This is a genomic window from Chryseobacterium camelliae (assembly GCF_002770595.1).
In the GTDB taxonomy this organism is placed as follows: Bacteria; Bacteroidota; Bacteroidia; order Flavobacteriales; family Weeksellaceae; genus Chryseobacterium; species Chryseobacterium camelliae.
In genome coordinates this window covers 2,530,345-2,553,765 of sequence record NZ_CP022986.1, presented here as the reverse complement: position 1 = coordinate 2,553,765, position 23,421 = coordinate 2,530,345, and the positions used below count along the sequence as shown (strand labels likewise).

The 23,421-nt window shown below is 44.1% G+C and carries 21 protein-coding genes and 1 riboswitch; of the genes, 16 read left to right on the top strand and 5 right to left on the bottom strand.

Annotated features, from left to right (window positions below; genetic code table 11):
• Positions 1–64 precede the first annotated feature (64 nt).
• The 4 genes from CGB83_RS11710 to CGB83_RS11695 are packed head-to-tail and all read left to right on the top strand — an operon-like array spanning position 65 to position 2,664.
• Positions 65–778: a Crp/Fnr family transcriptional regulator gene (locus CGB83_RS11710; protein WP_100075941.1), complete on the top strand. Its 714-nt coding sequence runs from the start codon at positions 65–67 to the stop codon at positions 776–778.
• Between the two features lie 57 nt (positions 779–835).
• A complete protein-coding gene (gene panB / locus CGB83_RS11705; protein ID WP_100075940.1) occupies positions 836–1,651 on the top strand; it encodes a 3-methyl-2-oxobutanoate hydroxymethyltransferase in 816 nt (271 codons plus the stop codon).
• Complete coding sequence (locus CGB83_RS11700) at positions 1,651–1,974, top strand: hypothetical protein (protein ID WP_100075939.1); 324 nt, start codon at positions 1,651–1,653, stop codon at positions 1,972–1,974. Before panB ends, CGB83_RS11700 begins: the two co-directional genes overlap by 1 nt.
• A 3-nt stretch (positions 1,975–1,977) precedes the next feature.
• Complete coding sequence (locus tag CGB83_RS11695; RefSeq protein WP_100075938.1) at positions 1,978–2,664, top strand: RluA family pseudouridine synthase; 687 nt, start codon at positions 1,978–1,980, stop codon at positions 2,662–2,664.
• 127 nt (positions 2,665–2,791) lie between these two features.
• Here CGB83_RS11695 and CGB83_RS11690 read toward each other — a convergent pair whose 3' ends face one another.
• On the bottom strand, positions 2,792–3,340 hold the full coding sequence (locus CGB83_RS11690) for a hypothetical protein (RefSeq protein WP_100075937.1): 549 nt from the start codon (positions 3,338–3,340) through the stop codon (positions 2,792–2,794).
• Between the two features lie 225 nt (positions 3,341–3,565).
• Positions 3,566–3,661: riboswitch (TPP riboswitch) on the top strand.
• Positions 3,662–3,718: 57 nt separating this feature from the next.
• Between CGB83_RS11690 and thiS the strand changes: the two genes are divergently transcribed.
• The 8 genes from thiS to CGB83_RS11650 are packed head-to-tail and all read left to right on the top strand — an operon-like array spanning position 3,719 to position 10,295.
• Positions 3,719–3,925 carry a sulfur carrier protein ThiS gene (gene thiS, locus CGB83_RS11685; protein ID WP_100075936.1) on the top strand — a complete coding sequence of 69 codons (207 nt, stop codon included), beginning with the start codon at positions 3,719–3,721 and terminating at the stop codon, positions 3,923–3,925.
• A 20-nt stretch (positions 3,926–3,945) separates the two neighbouring features.
• Complete coding sequence (gene thiC, locus CGB83_RS11680) at positions 3,946–5,754, top strand: phosphomethylpyrimidine synthase ThiC (protein WP_100075935.1); 1,809 nt, start codon at positions 3,946–3,948, stop codon at positions 5,752–5,754.
• Positions 5,751–6,338, top strand: coding sequence for a thiamine phosphate synthase (locus CGB83_RS11675; RefSeq protein ID WP_100075934.1), 588 nt, complete (start codon positions 5,751–5,753; stop codon positions 6,336–6,338). The genes thiC and CGB83_RS11675 overlap by 4 nt, the downstream gene beginning before the upstream one ends.
• Entirely contained in the window at positions 6,311–7,048 is a 738-nt protein-coding gene (locus tag CGB83_RS11670; protein WP_100075933.1) for a hydroxymethylpyrimidine/phosphomethylpyrimidine kinase, read from the top strand. Before CGB83_RS11675 ends, CGB83_RS11670 begins: the two co-directional genes overlap by 28 nt.
• A 5-nt stretch (positions 7,049–7,053) precedes the next feature.
• Positions 7,054–7,668, top strand: coding sequence for a thiamine phosphate synthase (locus tag CGB83_RS11665; RefSeq protein WP_100075932.1), 615 nt, complete (start codon positions 7,054–7,056; stop codon positions 7,666–7,668).
• A complete protein-coding gene (locus CGB83_RS11660; protein ID WP_100075931.1) occupies positions 7,665–8,444 on the top strand; it encodes a thiazole synthase in 780 nt (259 codons plus the stop codon). The genes CGB83_RS11665 and CGB83_RS11660 overlap by 4 nt, the downstream gene beginning before the upstream one ends.
• 2 nt (positions 8,445–8,446) lie before the next feature.
• Positions 8,447–9,592, top strand: a complete 1,146-nt coding sequence (thiH, locus tag CGB83_RS11655) for a 2-iminoacetate synthase ThiH (protein WP_100075930.1) — start codon at positions 8,447–8,449, stop codon at positions 9,590–9,592.
• Complete coding sequence (locus CGB83_RS11650) at positions 9,585–10,295, top strand: HesA/MoeB/ThiF family protein (RefSeq protein ID WP_100075929.1); 711 nt, start codon at positions 9,585–9,587, stop codon at positions 10,293–10,295. The genes thiH and CGB83_RS11650 overlap by 8 nt, the downstream gene beginning before the upstream one ends.
• Before the next feature lie 314 nt (positions 10,296–10,609).
• On the opposite strand, the gene CGB83_RS11645 is transcribed toward CGB83_RS11650, so the two are convergent.
• The 3 genes from CGB83_RS11645 to CGB83_RS11635 all read right to left on the bottom strand — a co-directional run bounded on the left by CGB83_RS11645 (position 10,610) and on the right by CGB83_RS11635 (position 15,872).
• Positions 10,610–11,308 (bottom strand): DUF1345 domain-containing protein, encoded by a 699-nt coding sequence (locus CGB83_RS11645; RefSeq protein WP_100075928.1) that lies wholly within the window; start codon positions 11,306–11,308, stop codon positions 10,610–10,612.
• Between the two features lie 164 nt (positions 11,309–11,472).
• Complete coding sequence (locus CGB83_RS11640) at positions 11,473–13,701, bottom strand: outer membrane beta-barrel family protein (protein ID WP_100075927.1); 2,229 nt, start codon at positions 13,699–13,701, stop codon at positions 11,473–11,475.
• Between the two features lie 53 nt (positions 13,702–13,754).
• Entirely contained in the window at positions 13,755–15,872 is a 2,118-nt protein-coding gene (locus CGB83_RS11635; protein WP_100075926.1) for an outer membrane beta-barrel family protein, read from the bottom strand.
• 162 nt (positions 15,873–16,034) lie between these two features.
• On the opposite strand from CGB83_RS11635, the gene CGB83_RS11630 reads away from it, so the two are divergent.
• Together CGB83_RS11630 and CGB83_RS11625 are read left to right on the top strand one after the other, a co-directional pair.
• Entirely contained in the window at positions 16,035–17,054 is a 1,020-nt protein-coding gene (locus tag CGB83_RS11630) for a sensor histidine kinase (protein ID WP_100075925.1), read from the top strand.
• Positions 17,041–17,727 (top strand): LytR/AlgR family response regulator transcription factor, encoded by a 687-nt coding sequence (locus CGB83_RS11625; protein ID WP_100075924.1) that lies wholly within the window; start codon positions 17,041–17,043, stop codon positions 17,725–17,727. The genes CGB83_RS11630 and CGB83_RS11625 overlap by 14 nt, the downstream gene beginning before the upstream one ends.
• Positions 17,728–17,778: 51 nt before the next feature.
• Here CGB83_RS11625 and CGB83_RS11620 read toward each other — a convergent pair whose 3' ends face one another.
• On the bottom strand, positions 17,779–20,052 hold the full coding sequence (locus CGB83_RS11620) for an aconitate hydratase (protein ID WP_100075923.1): 2,274 nt from the start codon (positions 20,050–20,052) through the stop codon (positions 17,779–17,781).
• A 153-nt stretch (positions 20,053–20,205) separates the two neighbouring features.
• Here CGB83_RS11620 and CGB83_RS11615 point away from each other — a divergent pair, with 153 nt between their 5' ends.
• Together CGB83_RS11615 and CGB83_RS11610 are read left to right on the top strand one after the other, a co-directional pair.
• Complete coding sequence (locus CGB83_RS11615; RefSeq protein ID WP_228419911.1) at positions 20,206–20,970, top strand: WG repeat-containing protein; 765 nt, start codon at positions 20,206–20,208, stop codon at positions 20,968–20,970.
• Positions 20,971–21,247: 277 nt separating this feature from the next.
• Positions 21,248–23,365, top strand: coding sequence for a TonB-dependent receptor (locus CGB83_RS11610; protein WP_100075922.1), 2,118 nt, complete (start codon positions 21,248–21,250; stop codon positions 23,363–23,365).
• Positions 23,366–23,421 lie beyond the last annotated feature (56 nt).

The window sequence follows — 23,421 nt, the reverse complement described above, 5'->3', positions numbered from 1 at the left end:
TTATAACAAATTTTTTTGTTTATCGAATCAAAATGTTCTATTTTTGTGATAAATGTCATATAAAATGTCGCAGGAACAACAGATTGCTATTGAAGATAGGTTCGCCAGAGTTTTTAATGATAAATCATTCAAGGAAAGACTTTCCAGTGCAGATTTCGATAAATACATCAAAGGCAAGAAAAAACTCAGCTTTCAGAAACACGATACGATTTTTGAGGATGGAGAAACTCCGAAAGGAGTTTATTTTTTGGAAAAAGGAGCTGCTAAATTATCCAAATCCGGAGCATTCGGGAAAGATCAGATTCTTAGATTTATCAAAGAAGGCGATATCATAGGCTACCGTTCTTTACTTTGCGGGGAAAATTTCCAGGCAAAGGCTGAGGCGATGACAGAAATTGAATGTACTTTTCTGCCTTCGGACATCTTTATGCACCTTCTGGAAGTGGATCCGCAGCTGTCATTTGTGATGCTTCAGAAAATTTCCTACGAACTTGGAGAGTCTTCCAATACCATTACGTTCCTGGCTCAGAAAACCGTACGCGAAAGGCTTGCGGAAATCCTGATCCTGCTGGAGCAGAAGCTGGGCGTTGATCCTGAAGGGTTCATTAAAATCTCCCTTACCAGAGAAGAGATCGCCAATATTATCGGGACTGCTACAGAAAGTGCCATCCGCCTGATCTCAGAATTCAAACAGGATAATCTGATTGAAGTAGACGGCCGGAACATCAAAATTCTCAACCACGACAAACTCATGAAACTCGGTCACGTAGTTTTATAATTCCATACACATACAGGTCGGCGAAAGCCGACTTTTTAACTTTAATATAGATCTATTATGTCTGTTCATTCTGAAATCAAGAAAGTTACGACTGAAACCTTACGGAAAATGAAATTCGATAAGGAAAAAATAACCATGCTTACAGCCTATGACTTCACCACGGCGAAAATGGTGGATGCCGGAGGTATTGATGCCGTCCTGATCGGTGATTCCGCAGCCAATGTAATGGCCGGTTTTGAAACCACCCTGCCGATCACGCTGGATCAGATGATTTACCATGCCCAGAGTGTGGTAAGAGGGACGGACCGAGCACTGGTGGTGGCTGATCTACCGTTCGGGACCTACCAGAGCAATCCTGAAAAGGCGCTGGAATCTGCCGTAAGGATGATGAAGGAAGGCGGTGCCCACGCCGTAAAAATTGAGGGCGGTAAAGAAATTTCAAAATCCATCAAAAAAATCATCAATGCAGGGATTCCTGTGATGGGCCACCTGGGACTGACTCCTCAGTCCATTTATAAATTCGGGACTTATAAAGTTCGGGCAAAAGAAGATGCAGAAGCGGAAAAGCTCATCAGTGATGCACAGCTTCTGGAAGAACTGGGGTGTTTTTCAGTCGTTCTGGAAAAGATACCTGCTGAGCTGGCTAAAAAAGTGTCGGAAAGCATCTCTATTCCTACCATCGGAATCGGTGCCGGACCTCATTGTGACGGCCAGGTTCTGGTCTACCATGACATGGTGGGCATGAATAAGGGATTCAGCCCTAAATTCTTACGCAGGTACCTTGATCTCTATACTGAAATTACCGGTGCGGTAGCCCAGTATGTAAAAGACGTGAAGAACGTTGATTTCCCTAATGAAAACGAAAGCTATTAATGAAAAATATTGCATTGGCTCAGGGAGTCATTTCCATTATTGCCGTCCTGTGCCTCGCCGCAGGATGGTTCCGCCTGTTTCCTCAGGATGTTAATACATTCCTGTCTGCCAGGATGTTCTATATATTCATTTCGGTAAGCTTCGTTTTGCAGGCTCAGATTCTTTTCGACAGGAAATTTATTTATGCGATGTATGCAGCAGCTGCTCTGTGCTTTATCGGCGCTTTGCTTCCGCTGGAATCCAGGATTTCGGGCATGAAGACACTCGGGTTGCTGATCGGTGTGATCGTTTCACTGTCTAACAGGTCAAATTTCCGCCGGTAATATATGGAAGAACAGATCGTATATGAAGATAACCACCTTCTGGTCATCAACAAAAAGGTAGGGCAGCTGGTTCAGGGAGATAAGACAGGGGATGAATCCCTGCTTGAATCCATTAAAAATCATATTAAAAAGAGAGACGATAAGCCCGGCAATGTTTTCCTGGGTCTGGTCCACCGTATCGACCGGCCTACTTCCGGCCTTGTTATCTATGCCAAAACCTCCAAGGCTTTATCCAGGTTAACGCAGATGGTGAAGAACAGGGAGATTAAAAAGACCTACTGGGCAGTGGTTCCTAAAGAATCTCTTCCGCAAAGCCAGCGGCTGATTCATTACCTGAAAAAGAATGAGAAAAATAATAAAGCCATTATTTTCCCGAAACCGACAGAAGGAGCCAAGGAAGCAATTCTAACCTATCATATTATTCAGTCACTGGATCATTATATGCTGCTGGAAATTGATCTGGAAACCGGAAGGCATCATCAGATCCGTGCGCAGCTGTCCAAAACCGGGATTCCTATCAAAGGTGACCTTAAATACGGTTCGCCGCGCTCCAATGCCGACGGCGGTATTCACCTCCATGCCAGGAAGCTGGAATTCATTCATCCGGTGACGAAAGAGAATATTGAAATTACAGCTCCGGTTCCCGGTCAGGATGCCATCTGGCAGGCTTGTGAAACCGGATCAAGATAAGTTTCTGTTCAAAAATATTTCCGGGACTGTCAGTATCTGACAGTCCTTTTTTCCTGCTTTCTCATTTACAAGTATTAAAAAAACCGGAACAGTTCCTGTCCCGGTTTCATATAATCAATTGAATGGCTTAGAAATCATAGCCTATTTTAAAGCTCAGATTGGGAACCGCCTGGATGTCATACCCGGACTTCAATATTTTACCTACTCCTAATCCCAGCTGCAGTTCATAATTGAAATTTTGTGCAAAATTCCTTCTCAGCCCCCATGTCGGCACAAAGGAGATCATGGGATTTACCTTGATTCCGTCCGCATTGGAAATCAAAACAAAATCAGGCACGAATCCTATTTTGGCGGCCAGGTAATTAGCTGCATTATAGGCTGTATTTTTTGAATCCGCTTTCCTTTTGTCCAGATTGTAATACCATTTGGGGGAAACCCTCAGTTCAGGTGCAACGGCAAAGCCGGTCTTAGTGTACAGGTCGCCGCCCCATATGGAAGGAGAAAAATCTATGTCTGTCCTCAGGATAAAGTTTTCTTTTATGCTGTATTCATTGTAGACATTAACCCCGAAAAGGCCTGCCTGTACACCAAAAAATGATTTTTGTCCGGATGCGTTTTCCTGAGCATACATCAGGGATGCCATCGGGATGAGCGCCATTAATAATTTTCTTTTCATGTTTATTACTTTTTATTAAATTAAACCAGCCGGCTTATTGTTTGTTGCCTTACGGTAAGCTCCGTGTCGTACGGAGATAAAATGCCTGCTAGCCGTTTCGGCAAAAGTAGTATTAATTTATGGAATTGGGAATTATTTCTTATCCATGTGAGAAATAGCATTGGTTTTTTTCCATGTTTATTTTCAATAATGCATTGCCTGTTCTGAAAAAATAATTAACTTCGCTTCCAACTTTAGGGGTGTCTGTACCAACAGACTGAGATTTTACCCTTTGAACCTGATCTGGATCATACCAGCGTAGGGAAAAGTAGATGACTTTTGCTGTGCATTCTATTGTACAATAACAGCCATTCCTAAAGTGTATTTAAAAATTTAGGAATGGAACTTACAATCAATCACATTACCAAAACATTCGATACCCTCCCGGAAAACCTGGAAGCATTGCTGCATGCGGAAATGCCGGGAAAACGGAAAGGTATTGCCGTAGCCCTCAACAACCGTATTATTCCCCAGGCACTCTGGAGGGAAACCCTTCTCACGAAAAACGATTCAATTCTAATCATCACCGCCACCCAAGGCGGTTAAACCCATATAAAATCAACACTATGGATCATACCATCACACGTTCGCCGTTTCCGAATTCCAAAAAAATCTATATGGAAGGAGACCTGCATCCCATCCATGTAGCCATGCGCGAGATCGAACTAAGTCCTACACAGCTCAGCAACGGAACGATGGAACATAACCCACCCGTTACCGTATATGATACATCCGGGCCTTACACCGATGAACATGCAGAAATCGACATCACGAAAGGCCTTCCCAGGATCAGGGAACAATGGATCCTGAACCGGAATGATGTTGATGTATTGGATGGCATTACATCAGAATATGGAAAAGCAAGGCTTACTGATCCTAAACTCGATGCATTGCGTTTTTCATACAACCATCAGCCTAAGGTGGCGCGGGACGGAAAAGAAGTGACCCAGCTGTATTATGCAAGGCAGGGAATTGTTACCGCTGAAATGGAATATGTAGCCATCCGGGAAAACCAGCGCATTCAGCAGCTGGAAGCCGTTAGTCCGGAAATGGCGTTCCAGCATGAAGGGAACAGCTTCGGAGCGAATACCCCAAAGAAAATAACTCCTGAATTTGTAAGGGATGAAATTGCTGCCGGAAGGGCCATTATTCCGAATAACATCAACCACCCGGAAAGCGAACCGATGATTATCGGAAGGAATTTCCTGGTCAAGATCAATGCCAATATCGGGAACAGTGCCGTGTCATCCAGTATTGAGGAAGAAGTGGAAAAGGCCGTATGGGCATGCCGCTGGGGTGCCGACACCATCATGGACCTGTCTACAGGAAAAAACATCCATGAAACCAGGGAATGGATCATCAGGAACAGCCCGGTTCCCATCGGTACCGTTCCAATTTATCAGGCACTGGAAAAAGTAAAAGGGATTGCCGAAAATCTTACCTGGGAGATATTCAGGGATACGCTTATTGAACAGGCAGAGCAGGGCGTATCGTATTTTACGATCCATGCAGGAGTGCTGCTGAGATATATCCACCTTACGGCGAAACGGGTTACCGGAATAGTTTCCCGAGGAGGATCCATCATGGCCAAATGGTGCCTGTTCCATCATAAAGAGAATTTTTTATATACGCACTTTGAGGAAATCTGTGAAATCATGAAGAAGTATGATGTCGCCTTTTCCCTTGGGGACGGACTTCGCCCGGGATCTATCGCTGATGCCAATGATGCGGCACAGTTTGCTGAGCTGGAAACTCTGGGGGAGCTCACTAAGATTGCCTGGAAGCATAATGTGCAGGTCATGATTGAAGGGCCGGGCCATGTACCGATGCATATGATCAAAGAAAATATGGACAAGCAGCTGAAAGAGTGCCACGAAGCCCCTTTTTATACCCTGGGACCTTTAACTACGGATATCGCTCCGGGATATGACCATATTACCTCAGGAATCGGAGCCGCTATGATCGGATGGTTCGGATGTGCCATGTTGTGTTATGTTACTCCGAAAGAACATTTGGGGCTACCGAACAAAAAAGATGTAAAAGACGGTGTTATCACCTATAAACTGGCGGCTCATGCGGCAGACCTGGCTAAAGGACATCCCGGTGCGCAGTACAGGGATAATGCGTTAAGCAAAGCCAGGTTTGAGTTCAGATGGGAAGACCAGTTCAACCTTTCGCTTGATCCGGAGACCGCCCGATCATACCACGATGAAACCCTTCCGGCAGAAGGTGCTAAGATTGCCCATTTCTGTTCCATGTGCGGGCCGAAGTTCTGCTCCATGAAAATTACGCAGGAAATCCGTGAATCTGCGGAGAAAGGAATGATGGACAAGTCTTTGGAGTTTATTGAAAAAGGAAAAGAGATTTACTTATGATCCTGGTCATTACACCTGAAAACCCGGTGCAGAACGAAACGGATGTCATCCATCAGCTGTTCAGGGAAAAGCTGGACCTCCTGCATGTCAGGAAACCCGGTATGAGCATAGAGGCGATGAGGGAGTATATCAGCCGGATCGATCCTGATTACCACAGTCAGCTGGTTCTGCACAGCCATTACAGCCTGGCTGAGGAATTCGGTATTTCCAGGATCCATTTCAGGGAAGCGGGCCGGCAAAATGTTCCGGATCATTTTTTCGATGAATATATTTTATCCACTTCCGTGCACATCATAGACTGCTTTAACGAACTGGATGCCCGGTGGGAATATGCTTTTATCAGTCCGGTTTTCCCCAGCATCTCCAAAAAAGGCTATGGAACTGATTCCGGAATACTGGAAAGCATCCAGTACAGAAAAAATGACCGTTCAGGGCTCATCGCACTGGGAGGCATCAGCCAACATACGATTGATGCTGTTTTTACAGAAGATGTTGACGGTGCTGCCTTATTGGGAGCTGTCTGGGAAAGTAAAGAACCCGTACAAATGTATATAGAATGCAGACAGGCCGTCCTTTCGTTATGACCGTTGCAGGATATGATCCGAGCGGCGGAGCAGGAGTCCTGGCAGACATCAAAACCATGGAGCAGCTGAGAACGTCCGGACTTGCCGTATGCACTGCCATGACGATGCAGACGGAGTCTGAATGCCTAGGCCTGGAATGGCAGCCGATGGAGTCCATAACACGAACAGCGGAGCTCCTTTTGAGGAAATATCCTGTTCAGGCAGTGAAGATCGGTGTCGTGAAAGATGCAGCTATGCTGGGTGAAATCCTGGAGGTTATTATCAGGAGTAATACAGAAATAAAAATCATCTGGGATCCGGTCCTGAAAAGCACTTCGGAATTTACCTTTTTTGATCTTGACACGCTTGCACAGCTGGATAAAGTCATGGGTAAATTAAGTCTTGTAACACCTAACTTGATTGAATATCAGTTGCTTAATGACAATCATCTGCTTCAGGGAAATATATGTTCCGTTCTGATGAAAGGCGGGCACCGGACAGACCGGCCGGGAACTGATGTTCTGCTGCAGCATGGAATGGAAATTCCTCTTCAGCCTTCAGGTGAAAGCAGATTATATACTCCCAAACATGGATCAGGTTGTGTGCTTTCTTCGGCAATTGCCAGCTGGATGGCCAGAGGAGAAGATACAGAAGCGGCATGCAGGAAAGCAAAATTATATGTTGAACACTATTTAAAAAGCAATCCTTCTTTAGTAGGATACCACTCCTAAAAAAAATGGAAAAATTACAATACATATCACAGGGAACAACCAGGATCGGGCAGGAGAATAACATCAGGACTATGCTGGATCATGGCATCCGATGGGTTCAGGTGCGATGGAAAAATGCACCACCGGAAGAATTGATGAGGCTTTGTGAATCTTCTAAACGGCTATGCTCGGATTATGGAGCTGTATGCATTATCAATGATCATGTCCAGGTTGCCAGGCAGATAGATGCTGACGGCGTTCATTTAGGGCTGGAAGACCAGTCGGTAGCATCAGCAAGGCCTATTTTGGGACAGGATAAGATCATCGGCGGGACAGCGAATACAACGGCAGATGTTATACAGCGAATACAGGAAGGCTGTGACTATATCGGTCTGGGACCATTGCGGTTTACGGCTACCAAAGAAAAGCTGAGTCCGGTTTTAGGCTTCGAAGGTTATATTAACATCATTGATGAATTGCAGTCATTGAAAATAGAAATCCCGAAGATTTTTGCCATCGGCGGAATTACCCTTGACGATATTGAACTTTTACAGCCGACAGGTATTTACGGAGTAGCTGTTTCAGGGCAGATTACTCAGGACTCTTCACTAATAACCCAATTTAAAAAAGCATTAAAATGAATACCCAAAATTTAACCATAGCAGGACGCACGTTCAATTGCAGGCTTTTCCTGGGAACCGGAAAATTCGGGAGCCCGGAAATCATGACTCAATCCATCGTAGCATCAGAATCTCAGATGGTAACCATGGCGCTGAAACGGATTGATGCCGCTTCTGCGGAAGATGATGACCTGCTCACCGCACTACAGCCTGCCAACATCCATCTGCTGCCCAATACTTCCGGGGCACGTACTGCTCAGGAAGCCGTAATGGCAGCACAACTGGCCAGGGAAGCATTGGAAACGGACTGGGTAAAACTGGAAATCCACCCGGATCCGAAATATCTGTTGCCAGATCCTATTGAAACCCTCTATGCGACAGAGGAACTGGCCAGACTCGGATTTGTGGTCATGCCTTATATCCACGCCGATCCGGTGTTGTGTAAACGTCTTGAAGATGCCGGAACAGCGGTAGTTATGCCGTTGGGAGCACCTATCGGAACTAATAAAGGACTGCGGACGATGGATTTCCTTGAAATTATTATCAGCCAGAGCCGGGTTCCGGTGGTGGTAGATGCCGGGATTGGAGCACCTTCGGATGCAGCCAAGGCCATGGAAATGGGAGCCGATGCCGTACTGGTGAATACTGCCATTGCCGTAGCGGCAGATCCCGTTCAGATGGCTATAGCCTTTAAAGAAGGCGTTATTGCAGGAAGGCGGGCATTTGAGTCCGGTTTAGGTGCCGTTTCCCATCATGCTGAAGCTTCAAGTCCGCTGACGTCCTTTTTATTTGACTAATCATGAACAGCTTTAAGGATATTTTTGAACAGTATTCATGGGACCAGATACGCAGTAAGCTCAATCAGGTCACCGTACAGGATGTGGAAAGGAGCCTGCGGAAAGAACACCGGATCCTGGAAGACTTTATCAACCTGATTGCTCCGGCCGCTGCTGTAAAACTGGAAACCATGGCCAAGATGGCGCAGCAGCTTACCCGGAAACGTTTCGGGAAAACCATCCAGCTGTATGCCCCGCTGTACCTCAGCAATGAGTGCCAGAATATCTGTACGTACTGTGGTTTCAGCGTGGATAATAAGATCAAAAGGAAGACGCTTTCGGATACCGAACTGATGGTGGAAGCCAGTGTCCTGAAATCCATGGGCGTAAACCATATTCTGCTGGTAAGCGGTGAAGCCAATAAAACAGTCGGCATCGACTATTTTATCAATGCAGTCCGTCTCCTGAAGCCGCATTTTGCCAATATTTCTGTTGAAGTACAGCCTTTGTCGGAAGGAGCGTATTTTCTCCTGCATCAGGAGGGCGTCAATGCCGTATTGGTCTATCAGGAAACCTATCATAAAGATGTGTACAAGGAATACCATCCGAAAGGAAAAAAATCCAATTTTGACTACCGGCTGGAAACACCGGACAGAATAGGTAAAGCAGGAATCCATAAAATGGGCCTTGGGGTTCTGCTGGGGCTGGAAGACTGGAGGATAGACAGCTTTTTTAATGCACTCCATATCGATTACCTTCAGAAACAGTACTGGAAGTCCAGGTTTTCCGTCTCATTTCCAAGGCTCAGGCCCGCAGAGGGAATTATTGAACCCAATTTTATCATGTCCGATAAAGATTTATTACAGTTAATTTGTGCCTACCGCCTCTGGAATGAAGACCTGGAAATTTCCATCTCTACCCGGGAAAATGAAACCTTCAGGAATCATATCGTCTCGTTGGGAGCGACTGCTATGAGCGCCGCTTCCAAAACCAATCCAGGAGGTTATGCCGTAGACAAAGAATCCCTCGAGCAGTTCGAAACCAGTGATGAAAGGAGCATGGAAGACATAAGGACGATGATCAGGAATGCCGGTTATGACCCGGTCATGAAAGACTGGGATGCCGTTTACAGCGGAATTCAATCAACCATAATATTGAAGAATGAATAACGAAGACCGGTTTTCCCGGTACAGCCGGCAGATATTTATAGAAGAGATTGGTTTAGAGGGGCAGAAGAAAATAATGAAAGCTAAAGTCCTGGTGATCGGAGCAGGAGGGCTGGGCAGTCCGGTTATCCAGTACCTGGCTGCAGCAGGAACCGGTACATTGGCCGTAGCAGATTTTGATAAGGTGGAACTGCATAATTTAAACCGGCAGGTGATCCATACGGAACATTCAGTCGGCATGGCCAAAGTGGAAAGTGCAGGACAATTCGTTAAAAGCCTGAACCATCAGGTGAATTTTACCGGACATTACCTGAAAATAGATGATACCAATGCTGAGGAACTTATTTCAGACTATGATATCATAGTTGATGGTTCCGATAATTTCAAGACCAGATATTTAATCAATGATACCTGCGTAAAGCTGGGAAAGCCTCTTGTTTACGGCAGCATTCTCGGATTTTCCGGACAGGTTGCGGTTCTTAACTGTCAGGGCAGCCGGAACCTCAGGGATATTTTTCCGGAACCGCCTTCCGATGAACATATTCCCGACTGTGACAGCCTTGGCGTATTGGGTGCTTTACCGGGAATCGTGGGAAGCATGATGGCGAATTTGGTTTTGGAAATAATTACTGATCTTCCGGTACCTGTCAATAAGCTGACATTGATTAATACCTTCAACTGGACTTTTCAGACAGTCGGTTTTTAGGCAGAAATTATGCTGACCGAAAGATCAATCAGATTAATGGTTAAAAGAGGAGAGTTGGCAGCCGTAGATTCTATATATCGATCTCAAAGCTAAGAGTTTCAAATCGGTATTGCTTGTAATTCTGATTTTACCTGTTTTTTACGCAAAGTTTGCTTTTGCTCTGCATATGCTCAGAAGGCAAAGAAAGGATCAGCAGGCTGATCTGATGAAGCGCAAGAATAATCCGTCTGCTTGATCAGTGGCTTTGCCGCACCGCTTTGCTCCCTTTAAAAAATTTTTGCTTTGCTCCGAAGGAGCAATATCTGTGTAGAAGATTAACCGTTAAGGCCTGCAACCAGATTAATGGTAAGCGCGACCACAAAAGTGTTCATGAAGAAAGCGAGCAGCCCGTGGATCATCGTTATTTTTCTTAAATTCCTTGATGTAATGCTCACATCAGAAACCTGGAATGTACAACCCATACAGAACGAATAGTAAGCAAAATCCAGGTAGTCAGGATGATATATTTCGTTCTTGTCTTCTGTCGGAAACTGCAATCCGCCTATTTCCTCCTTTTTCCCCGACGTATCCTCATCATAATATTCCCGTGCATAATGAAAGATATACTGGGTCTGTACCATGATCCAGGACAGGATCATCGCGCCGAGAACAGCCGGCAGAAAATAGATTTCCTTCTGCACTCCCTTATCTTTGGAAGTAATAAGGAAAAAGATGGCAAACATGCTTGCTAAAGATGCGACTATAATGGTCGTAAAAACAAAAAATGCATTTCCGTCATCAGCTCTGGCTTTTTTACGGATGTCATCCACTTTCCTGTGGAGAATAACCTGCCAGTCCAGAAACAGAAAAACCACAGAAAATGCCAGCCAGCAGAATATGAGAATAATCAGCGGCTTAAGGTCCAGCCTGAAGATCAGAAGGAAAACCAGCACGGAAGCCAGAAGGCTGATGATCCCTCTTTTCAGAGGGCTCATCTTTAAAAAGAAGCTTTCCTTGGTCTTAATTTTTGTCATTCAGATTTTTATTTAAAAATAAAGAAAAATGTTTCTCATTGCATAGGCTGATCCGGATATTAAGATTTTTTTAATGGCATCATAGGATTTCCGGGATTATACGATAAACCCCTTTAATTTCTTCAATTAAAGGGGCTTGTTATTTCTGTTATCTGGATCTGTTTTTACTGTCCCTGTGGCATGACCCCGCCGGTATCTTCTTTCTTCGTCTGGTTCAGGATATTCTGGTCTTCCTTGGCCAGTTTGTTCTTCGTCGGGATTTTATAGTTTACCGAAAGGCCGAAATTTCTCGTATCGTATTTATTCCTCATGTACACGGTTTCCCCATATGGCGGATTGGAACGTACCTGCATCACCTGTCCGTTAAAGATGTCATTCGCGAAAACAGAAACCGTAAGCCGGTTATCCATGAATTTCTTCGTTAACGTAAGGTCGAAGGAATTATTGAATGGTTTTTCTGCGGTAAAATAAAAATATCCTGCTTTAGGTGTCAGGTAGCTGTAATTGGCCGTTAGCTTGATGTCTTTCGGAAGAATGATCTGGGTCATGATGTTGAAGATCCAGAACCCCCTGTTATTCAGGTTGTCGATGTTATGCTTCTGGTAGCCGGCATACAGGTACATAAAGTTGATCTTATCCGGATTGAAATCAAACTTCATAATTTCGCTGAGCGGCTTGCTGAAAATCATGAACGGAACAGGAAGGCCGACGTTGAAGTTGTGAATCGTCATATTGGCGATGTTGATCTGCTCATTGTACAGGTTTTTGCCATCCTTTCTAATGATCTGGGCGACCTGGTTTTTAGCGGAGCTTACATTATACCCGATAAAAGCATAATCGAATGCGGAAATCTTCATTTCATAATTGTTGAAGATCGTTGGCTGAAGATTCGGGTTCCCGGTTACCTGGGTATTCGGTCCCTGGAAAGTTGTGTTATTCGGGTTCAGGGCAGAAATGCTCGGCAGGCTGATCTTTTTGTTGTAATTGGCGGTAATATGTACCTGGCTCATCAGGTTGTACTGCACGCTTGCATTGGGGAAGAACTTAAACTTGTTGAACGGGATCAAATCTTTCTGGACAATGGACGCTGTACTGTCAACCCTTCTGGTTACCCCGCTGATATCGTAGTTTTCCGCCCTTGTTCCCAGAATAAAGTCGAATTTCTTTAGCTTAGCCTGGAATTCCAGGTAAGTGGATGCGGTCTGCCGCTGATATTCCAGGTTGGTAATCCCAAAGCTTTCCGTATCGAAATTCTGCTTTTCATACAAACCTCCGGCGCTTACTTTTCCACCGTCCATGATTTTGATCGGCTGGGAATAATCGATTTTGAAATTGGCCACCCTCATATCGGAATTGTTGCTCAGGACTCTTCCGGATGCATTGGGAATCGGCTGTCCGTCTGAAAACTGACCGAGGCGGAAAATATTATCCTGGTCAAACTTGCTGTCAGATTTGGTATAACCAAACTGGAAATCAAGCTTCTGTGCCTTATCTGAAAAACGTTTCTGATAAGTCACTACCGCTTCCTGCCTCAGGTTATTGGTGTAGGCGGCATCCGATGTATTGAAGTTGAAGTCTCTGTAAACATATTCCTGGGGATTGGTGTTGGGAATAGCTTGTTTCTGTTCGCCTTCCCCATTACTTAAGGTATAATTGCTGTTCCTGTTGTGGTAAATATCGTAGTTTAATAAGAGCCTGTCCTGCCCAAGATCAAAAGTCAGCCCCGATTTGGCAAAATATCCGCGTCCGAAGCGGTCTGTATTGCTTAAAAGCAATCCGTTCTGGTCGGTATTCAGCATGCTTTCACGGTAATTCTGCCCTACATTCAGCTGCCATCCGAACAGCTTGTTCCGGGCATTTAAGTTGAGTGAGTTGCTTGTCCTGCTCCTGAATTTATCATAATTCGTGAAGGAATAGTTTCCGGAATAGGTCGCTGTTAAATATTTATTCGCATTCTTATTCGTAATGATATTCATAATGGCACCGCCGGAAGTCGCAGGGAATTCGGCTCCGGGCTGTGTGATTACCTCAATACGGTCTACGGAGTTGGCCGGCATGCCTTCCAGGAAAGAATTCAGCTCGTTGGACGTAATATTCAGGGGCCTTCCGTTGAGGTACACGTCCAGGACTTTTCCCTGGTACATCATCCCTGCAATGTCAGTGGATACCAATCCGGGAAGCTTTTTGATGCCTTCCAGGACATTCCCGTTATTCAGCTGCGGCTGTTCCGAAAAATCAAAAATCGTACGGTCTGCTTTCTGCTCAACGGCCTTTTTAGTTTTGGTAATCGTTACCCCTTCAATCTGCTTTTCTTTTACCTGGTTGCTGGTTTTTTCCTGAGCGGAAACCAAAACTGTTCCCAGAAATGCCAGAGTAATAATAATTTTTTTCATATCGCTTTCTACTGTCCTATTAGACACAGAAAAGCGGTTTTTGTTACAGTGATTTACTGAGCCCTTTCTTTTTCTTCAAATTTAATGTCCTTTTTCTGGATCTTCTTCTTGCTTCCGAACGCATAGTTCACACTCAGGCGGAAGCTCCTCCCATCCCAGTAATTGTTCATATGGTGTACAAGGTCTGTAAAATAAATATCTCCCCGGTACCGTTGGGCAAAGATGTTGGTAACGGTTGCATTGATCTGGAGCAGCTTATCCATCAGCGAAACTTTAAAACCTGATGAAAGATTGGAAAAGTTGTAAAGGTAATAGTTGACACTCCTGTGGGGGAGATCCTGTTCATAATTCAGGAAGAAGGCAATGGTTTTATTTTTATTCAGTGTAACGGTATTGTTGACAGAATAGCTTACTGAAGCCCCTTTCTGAGTCTGAGCATTCACGCCGAACATATCAGAATCCTGATAGCTTGCATTGGCAGAAACAGAAGATTCCCAGCATCTGAAAAAGGTGTCGGTATATGAAACATTAAACCCCAGAGCATTGTTGTTGTAGTAATTAAGATATGTAGAGACCTGGGAAAGACCGTCCTGAAACGATACTTGCCCGAATGCGTTCTTTACTCTGAGATAGTACATGCTGGTGGTCAGTTTGTTATTAAACGTATAGGTAAGTTCAAGATTATTAATGTACGAAGGCGTTAATAAAGGATTCCCGGAAGAGTAGGAGTAAGGGTTGGAATACCATCGGAAAGGATTCAGGTCACCCATTCCCGGACGGTTAATCCTCCTTGAGTATGACAGGCTGAAAATATTTTTATCTTTCTTATAGAAAACATACGCTGAGGGAAACCACTGCCCGTACCGGTACGAATTGCCGGAACCACTGGAAGGGGTATAGCTGTCCGCTACCGTATACTCATACCGCAGGCCGGCTTTCGTTTCCCAGTGTGTACCGAAGTTTTTGGCATAGCTGAAATAGGCCGCATAGTTTTTTTCCTGATACTGAAAGAGGTTGGCTCTGGTTGCATCAGCAACATAACCGTTATCCGTTAAGTTGAAATATTTTAAATCCGAATTGTTTTTAAACTGATTGAATTTCGCTCCCGTTTCGATGGTCCCGAAAGAAAAAGGAAGTTCCAGGTCTGCCTGCACGGAAAATATCTTTGGAGCGACCAACGAAAGGGTCTTCACATCCTGGACCGTATTAGCGGAAAGCCTTTGTGTGGAAAAATTGACTTCCGTATCCGAATTGTTTTTATAGAAATTCCCTGTAAGGCTCAGCTTTTTTCCCAAAGAGTCAAGTTTAAGGTCATAATAGGCACTTACAGTATGGGTCGGTTCCTTTTCCCGGTGAAATGTATGCGTAAGCAGGTTTTCTTCTGTAAAGTTGGGACTGATATTCCTGGTGGTATTAACGATGTCCATTCCGGATTTCTGATGGGCATACATGTATTCAAAGCCCGCTTCAGAATTTTTAGTGATTTTGTAGGACATATTGATGCTGGGCGTCAGTTCGTTCCACATATCCCTTCTGATCGAGCTGCTGTAGTTCTGCGTGGTGCCGATAATATCATAGTTTTCGCTGGTCCGTTTAGCTGAATCATAGTAGACCAGCTTCAGGCTGCTGCTGAACTTTTCGGTCTGATAGTTAACCGTTCCGGTGTTGCCGAATCCGGAGTAAGTCCTCTGGATGAGGTTTGAAGTCATGTTTCCACTAAAGCCTATGTTCGCGTTCTTCTTAAGGATAATATTGATCAGGCCGCTGTTTCCCTGTGCTTCATACCTGGCTGGCGGAGTGGTAATCACTTCTATCCTGGCTATATTTTCAGAGCGGATGGATTTCAGGTAATTCATGAGGGCAGGACCGGAAAGATTCAGCATCCTGCCGTTGATCATTACATTCACACTGCTTTTTCCTGTGATAGAAATGGTGCCGAGGGACTCGTCAACCTTGATCATCGGGACGTTTGCTAATGTTTCCGTGCCGTCCATTCCCTGCGAAGCGATGGAAGCTTCCACATTGAAAATCATCCGGTCCGCTTTTCTTTCCAGCAGTTTTTTCTTCACCAGGATCTCAACCTGTTCTATATTCTTAATGCTGTCTTTCCGGGTTTGGGCAAAAATTGCGGATGAAACTAAAAGGGCAGTACATAACAATGTTTTCTTCATGTTTGATAACTTTACTGCAAATGTATTTTTAATACATGTTGTCCGAAACAGCGTTTAGATTTGGCCGTCAATTATCCCGATGAAAATATGTTCATCGGATAAAAAGCGGCTTTCGTCGAAAATAGTATGTACCTGACATCCCGGATGGTTTATTTTTGTTGTATGAAAACCAATAAAATTATTTACTTACATATATTATTCTGGCTGAGCTACATTCCAGGGAAATTTTTGGTTGACTATTCCAGATTAAACTCAACAAAGGGAATGGTGCTTGAATTTACTTTTTTCCTGGCCAATTTTGTATGTTTTTATGTCAATTACTTTTTTATCACTCCCCGGCTTTATGATGCCCGGAAGCTGTATAAATTGGTAATCGCATTCTTTTTAAATGTCACCTGTTTTGTAATGGTCCGGTACTCAGCAGAAGAGATTCTATTGCCGGCTACTTTGGGATTCAGGAATTATATGGAAGGAACGGACTTTTGGTTTTATTTTTACGACAATATTTTTTACAGCAGCCTTGCCATTTTTATCAGCACAACCTTCTGGTTTTTTAAGTATTACATTAATGCTGAAGCAGAAAAGACCCAACTTGTTGAGGCCAGGAGGATAGCAGAGCTACAGGCCCTGAAAACCCAGATCAATCCGCATTTTATCTTTAATTCGCTGAATAACATCTATTCCCTGGTCTATCAGCAATCCGATAAAGCCTTGCCGGCCATTGAAGAGCTCAGTACCTTACTGAGATACAGTACCAAGGACCTGGAAAAAGACTGTATTCCCCTGGATAAAGAGATCGGATATATAGACAGCCTTACCGCACTGGAGAAACTCAGGCTCAAAAACCCGGAGTTGATGGTGATTGAAAAAGATATCCGTTACCCGCACCTCAATATTTCCCCGATGCTTCTGGTACCGTTTGTAGAAAATGCTTTCAAACATGGGGATTTCCGGAATAAGGGATTAGAGATGAGAATATCAGATAAAGACCAGATGCTGCACTTTTACCTTTTGAATTTCAAAAACGACCGGAAGAAAGATGTGGTTTCAGGTATCGGGATCGATAATGTAAAGAAGAGGCTTGAAATCCTGTATCCTAACAAGTATACGCTGGCCATTGATGAATCCGAAACGGAATTTATTGTAGATTTAACCATTGATTTAAGGGATGGAAAAAATTAAATGCATTATTGTAGATGATGAGCCTCTGGCCATCTCGCTGCTGGAGAGCTATGTGCGGAACGTTCCTTTTCTTGAGCTTGTTTTTTCTGCAGAAAATCCAATAACAGCCTTGGAATACATTCAGAACCATCCGTCAGATCTTATTTTTCTGGACATCCAGATGCCTGAGCTCACCGGAATCAATTTTATGAAAATCCTTGGGGACAGAAAGAAATATATTTTAACAACAGCTTATTCCGAATATGCATTGGAAGGCTATGAGCACAACATCATCGATTATCTGCTGAAACCTGTCTCTTTCGAACGGTTTTATAAAAGTGCCGTGAAGGCCCAGCAAAGGCTGATGACCGTAGAGAGTAAAACAGGAGCCCACTTTTTTGTTAAATGTTCCGGTCAGCAGCATAGAATTAATTTTGAAGACATCCTGTATGTGGAAAGCATCAAAGATTATGTGAATATCCGTACCGAAACACAGGAATACATTGTGCTGGACACCCTGAAATCCATGGAAATGCAGCTGCCGGAATCTTCTTTCACCCGCATCCATAAATCGTTTATCGTTAATCTGGAACGCATTAAAAGCATCGGGTCCAGAAATGTTACCCTTTTATCAGATCAGGAGATCCCGGTGGGTGAAAGCTACCGGGCCGGCTTTCTGCAGAGGCTGAAATAAAAAAGCAACCTCAGATTGAAGTTGCTTTTCTATGATTAACCGATCTAACAATTAATTCTGTTTTTCCTGTCTTTTGATCAGGTTCAGGGCAGAACCTGCTTTGAACCATTCGATCTGCTGATCATTATAAGTATGATTGGCAATTACAGTATCTTTAGTTCCGTCCGCATGAACGAATTCTAATGTCAGTTGTTTACCCGGAGCAAACTGATCAAGATCAAGGAAGTTTACGGTATCGTCTTCCAGGATTTTATCATAATCTGCTTCGTTGGCAAAAGTAAGGCCTAACATTCCCTGCTTTTTAAGGTTGGTTTCGTGGATTCTGGCAAATGATTTCACCAATACCGCCTTCACCCCTAAATGTCTTGGCTCCATGGCAGCGTGCTCCCTTGAAGAACCTTCCCCGTAGTTCTGGTCTCCCACAACAATAGACGGGATGTGTGCTGCTTTATAAGCTCTCTGTACGGCAGGCACTTCACCATATTCACCGGTTAACTGGTTTTTAACATGGTTGGTTTCCATATTGTAAGCGTTAACGGCACCAATCAGCATGTTGTTGGAAATGTTATCCAGGTGACCTCTGTATTTCAGCCATGGACCTGCCATGGAAATGTGGTCTGTAGTACATTTTCCGAAAGCCTTGATCAGTACTTTGGCACCTTCGATATTTTTACCGTCCCAAGCCGGGAATTCTTCCAGCAGCTGAAGCCTGTCTGAAGTAGGGCTTACATTAACCACTACCTGAGATCCGTCTTCAGAAGGAGCCTGGTATCCGTTGTCCTCTACAGCAAATCCTCTTGAAGGTAGCTCAGAACCGTTAGGCTCATTCAGTCTTACCTGTTCTCCGGATTCCGTTGTTAACGTATCAGTAATCGGGTTGAAATCCAGTCTTCCTGAAATCGCTACTGCAGCTACCATTTCCGGTGAAGCTACAAAAGCGTGGGTATTTGGGTTACCATCTGCTCTTTTCGCAAAGTTTCTGTTGAAAGAGTGGATGATGGAGTTTTTCTCTCCTTTTTCAGCACCTTCCCTGTCCCACTGACCGATACAAGGTCCGCAAGCATTGGTAAAGATCCGTGCATTTTCAAATTTTCTGAAAGAGTCAAGGAATCCGTCTCTTTCAGCGGTATATTTTACCTGTTCAGAACCAGGGTTGATTCCCAGGATCGCTTTAGGTTTTACGCCTTTCGCTACTGCATCTTCAACGATGGAAGCTGCTCTGGACAAGTCTTCGTAAGATGAGTTGGTACAAGACCCGATCAGTGCCCATTCTACTTCAATAGGCCATCCGTTAGCCTCCGCTTTTGCTCTGAATTCAGAAACAGGGGTTGCCAGATCCGGAGTAAAAGGTCCGTTCAGGTGAGGAGTCAGTTCAGAAAGGTTGATTTCGATTAACTGATCAAAATACTGCTCAGGGTTAGCATATACTTCAGCATCACCGGTTAAGTGCTCGGCAATCTGGTCTGCAGCATCTACCACATCCTGTCTTCCTGTGGCTGCAAGATATCTTCTCATGGAATCATCATACCCGAAAGTGGACGTAGTAGCCCCTACTTCAGCACCCATATTACAGATCGTTCCTTTTCCGGTTGCAGAAAGGGATTCCGCCCCTTCACCGAAATATTCCACGATGCATCCGGTTCCTCCTTTTACGGTAAGGATTCCGGCTACTTTAAGGATAACGTCTTTTGCAGAAGTCCATCCGTTCATTTTACCGGTTAATTTTACCCCGATCAGTTTAGGCATTTTAAGTTCCCATGCCATTCCTGCCATTACATCTACAGCATCTGCACCTCCTACACCAATGGCAACCATTCCCAGACCGCCTGCATTTACCGTATGGGAGTCAGTACCGATCATCATTCCTCCAGGGAAAGCATAGTTCTCAAGCACCACCTGGTGAATGATTCCTGCACCCGGCTTCCAAAAGCCGATTCCGTATTTATCACAAACAGAACTTAGGAAGTTGAACACTTCGGAATTCTTATTGATCCCTTCCTGTAAATCTTTATCAGCACCTACTTTAGCCTGGATAAGGTGGTCTGCGTGAGCCGTTGACGGCACAGCCACTTTGGTTTTCCCGGCCTGCATAAACTGGAGAAGAGCCATTTGTGCAGTTGCATCCTGCATCGCTACCCTGTCCGGCGCAAAATCCACATACGAGTTCCCTCTTTCATAAGCCTGTGTAGCATTACCCTCCCAAAGGTGAGCATATAATATTTTTTCTGATAGTGTAAGAGGTTTTCCCACTGCCTGTCTTGCCGCAGCAATCCTTTCAGGGTAACGCTCGTACACTTTCTTGATCATATCAATATCAAATGTCATATCTCAAACGTTTTAAAATTATCAAACAATTAAAATTGTCTTCAAAATTACGAAATTTTACTATTTTATAAGAACGAAATTATTTAGATTCTTTATAAATAGGAATTTTATAGATTCTATTTTTGGTTGTACTTTTGCATGAAAATGCTGAATATGAAAAATGCAGTTAATATCTTTTGTCTTATGATCTCCTGTTTTGTTTTCTCCCAGGGCAAACAGATTAAAAAAAATCCGGTTAGCAAAACTTTAAAAGCATCCGTTAAAAAAGCGCCGGCTGCGCCTGCTTTGGATCTTCCGGTAGTCAACAGCGATCTTCCGGTACTGATCCCGAAGAAAAAAGACGGGAAATTCGGGTATGTGAATCAGAACGGGAAATTCATCATTGCCCCGGAATATCATATTGCCGTGTTCTTCTATGAAGACTGTAACCTGCTGAATTCTCCCAATGAGAAGGTAAGGAAGTTCGGCACGAATGAATACGCTACCGTAGAAAAAGATATGATTTCCTACAGAATCAACCAGTCCGGAAAAAGGGTATACCAGTTCAAAGATTCGGATATTGCCAAGTGCAAGCCTGTGGAATACAATCAGCAGCTGTACCAGGCCTATGTGCTGAACGGGTTTTACGGGATCATTGATAAGCAAAAGTTTGCCAACGCGGCAGATTACCGGGATTACCAGATCTATCCCCAGTACCAGTACCTGTTTATCCTGGAAGGTGATGATGTTGCAAACCCAATGATTATAGCCTCCTACAATGATAAATTCGGGGTGATCGATGTCCATAATAAGGTAATCATCCCATTTGAATATGACGATATCAAACGCAATTTCAGCTGGAAACTCGGGCATATGTTTGAAGTGTCCAAAGACAGCAAAAATTATTATTATGTAGATTCCAACAATAAAACGTACTGATAAGCCTATTTTACGGTACGTTCTCATCAGAGATAGCAAACCCGTAACAGATTCAGCAGCCCTTTTCACAAATTTTTTGTACTTTCGCAGTCTGAAATAAAGGGGTGCTGTAAAAGGCTGAGATGATACCCAATGAACCTGGAACGGATAATGCTGTTTAGGGAAATTAAATAAGCAATAGGTAATAAGGAATGAATCGTAAAATATTTCTGATTACCGTTACTCATTACTCATCATAATTTACCCCTTTTATTCATTAAATGTTAAAATTTATAGAATGAAAGGATTTATTTTTTTAGGGCTTACCGCAAGTGCCATGGGCTTTGCACAGGTCCAGAACAGGGACACCCTGAAAACCGGGGAAATAGAAGCCGTTAATTTTACCAAGAGACTTCCTGTAGCCAAAGAAATTATCAATGTCCAGAGAGACCTGGACAGCCGGAACCTGGGACAGGACCTGCCGTTTCTTTTAAAAAATCAGACTTCGGTGATTTCAACGTCCGATGCCGGAAACGGAGTGGGTTACACAGGATTCAGGATCCGGGGTGTTTCCGGGACGGGAATCAACGTGATGATGAACGGCGTACCATACAATGATTCCGAAAGCCAGGGTACTTTCTTCGTTAATGTGCCGGACCTGACCAGCTCTGCGTCCCAGATTGTGATCCAGCGGGGAGTAGGAACTTCCAATAACGGGGCCGCAGCATTCGGTGCAAGCATCAATGTGATTTCCAAGGATCCGGAAGAAAAATTTTACGTAAAAACGGATGACAGCTACGGTTCATTCAATACCTATAAATATTCTGCGGAAGCCGGTTCCGGAAAATTCTGGAAAAACAGGCTTTCCGTTATGGGGCGGTATACCAATATCCATTCGGATGGGTATATAGACAGGGCTTCTTCGGACCTGCATTCCTATAATTTCACGGCGCTCTTTGAGGAGGGCAAAACCAGGATAAGGCTGATGGCTTTCGGAGGAAAGGAGAAAACCTATCAGGCGTGGAACGGGATCGACAGGAAAACATGGGAAACCAATCCAAGATTCAACTATTCAGGTGCGATCTACGATGCCGACTGGAAAAATATTACCGGGTTTTACGATAATGAAACGGATAATTACAGGCAGAGCCATTACCAGTTGCTCTGGCAGCAGAAGTTCAATGACCGGTGGAACCTGGAAACAACCCTGCATTATACCAAAGGCAAGGGCTATTATGAGAATTACAAACAGGGAGATCCTTTTGTACGGTACAACTTGCCGGATTTCATGAATAACGGCCAGGTAGAGCAGTACTCCGATTTTATCCGTAAGAAATGGCTGAACAATGATTTCTACGGAATCGTTTCTACCTTGTACGGGAAGTTTGATAACCTGGACCTGAACTTCGGAGTCGTGGGAAACCAATATTATGGGAGGCATTTCGGAAATGTGACCGGAGTATTTTATCCTCAGATCAGTGAGCATGAATACTACAGGAACCGTTCGGTTAAAAATGAGGTAGCCGGATTTGCCAAAGCGCTGTACCGTGTAGACGATTTTGAATTCTTCGGAGACGTGCAGCTGAGGAATGTCGATTACAATACCCGGATCCTGCAGGCAGGAGACGGTGAAGGAGCAGACCTGAATAAAAGCTGGCTGTTCTTTAACCCGAAAATGGGGATCAATTACCGCATCGGCAATGGAAAAGTCTTTATTTCCTATGCCCATGCCCACCGCGAGCCGAACAGGGATGACCTGATGGCCAACAATAATGTCCTGGCAGAAAAGCTCCATGATTATGAAGCCGGTTTTGAAAAGCAGATCGGGATATTTTCTCTTACGGCCAATCTTTACTATATGTATTATGTCAATCAGCTGGTGCTCAATGGCGAACTGAATAATGTCGGGGCATTCATCAGGACCAATTCCGGTAAAAGCTACAGGAGGGGAATAGAGGTGGGGACACTGGCCAGGCTCTCGAAACAATGGGAGGTTTCAGGGAATATCAGTGCCAGCCAGAACAGGAACCTGGATTTTAAGATGGAAGAGGGAGCCGCAGTAAAGGACCTCGGAAATACCCGGATTTCATTTTCTCCGGATCTTATTGCCAATCTTAATGTGAAATTCGACCCGAATGAACACTTCCGCCTGGCCCTGATCAACCAGTATGTCGGAAGGCAGTACCTGGATAATACTGGAAATGAAGATCTCCGCCTGAATGATTATTTCCTCATGGATTTCAATGCGCAGTACCAGTTTAAAATCAAAAATAACGATGTAGCCCTGAAACTGCTGGTCAACAATATCTTTAACCGTAAATATGTGAATAACGGTGCCGTATGGGACGGACAGCCGTATTATTTTTCACAGGCAGGGACCAATTTTATGTTCGGGATCAGCTGGAAAATTCAGTAAAAGCTGTTCAAGGAAAATTTTTTAAAACCAAATCTGTTTCAAATAGTACCTTAGGT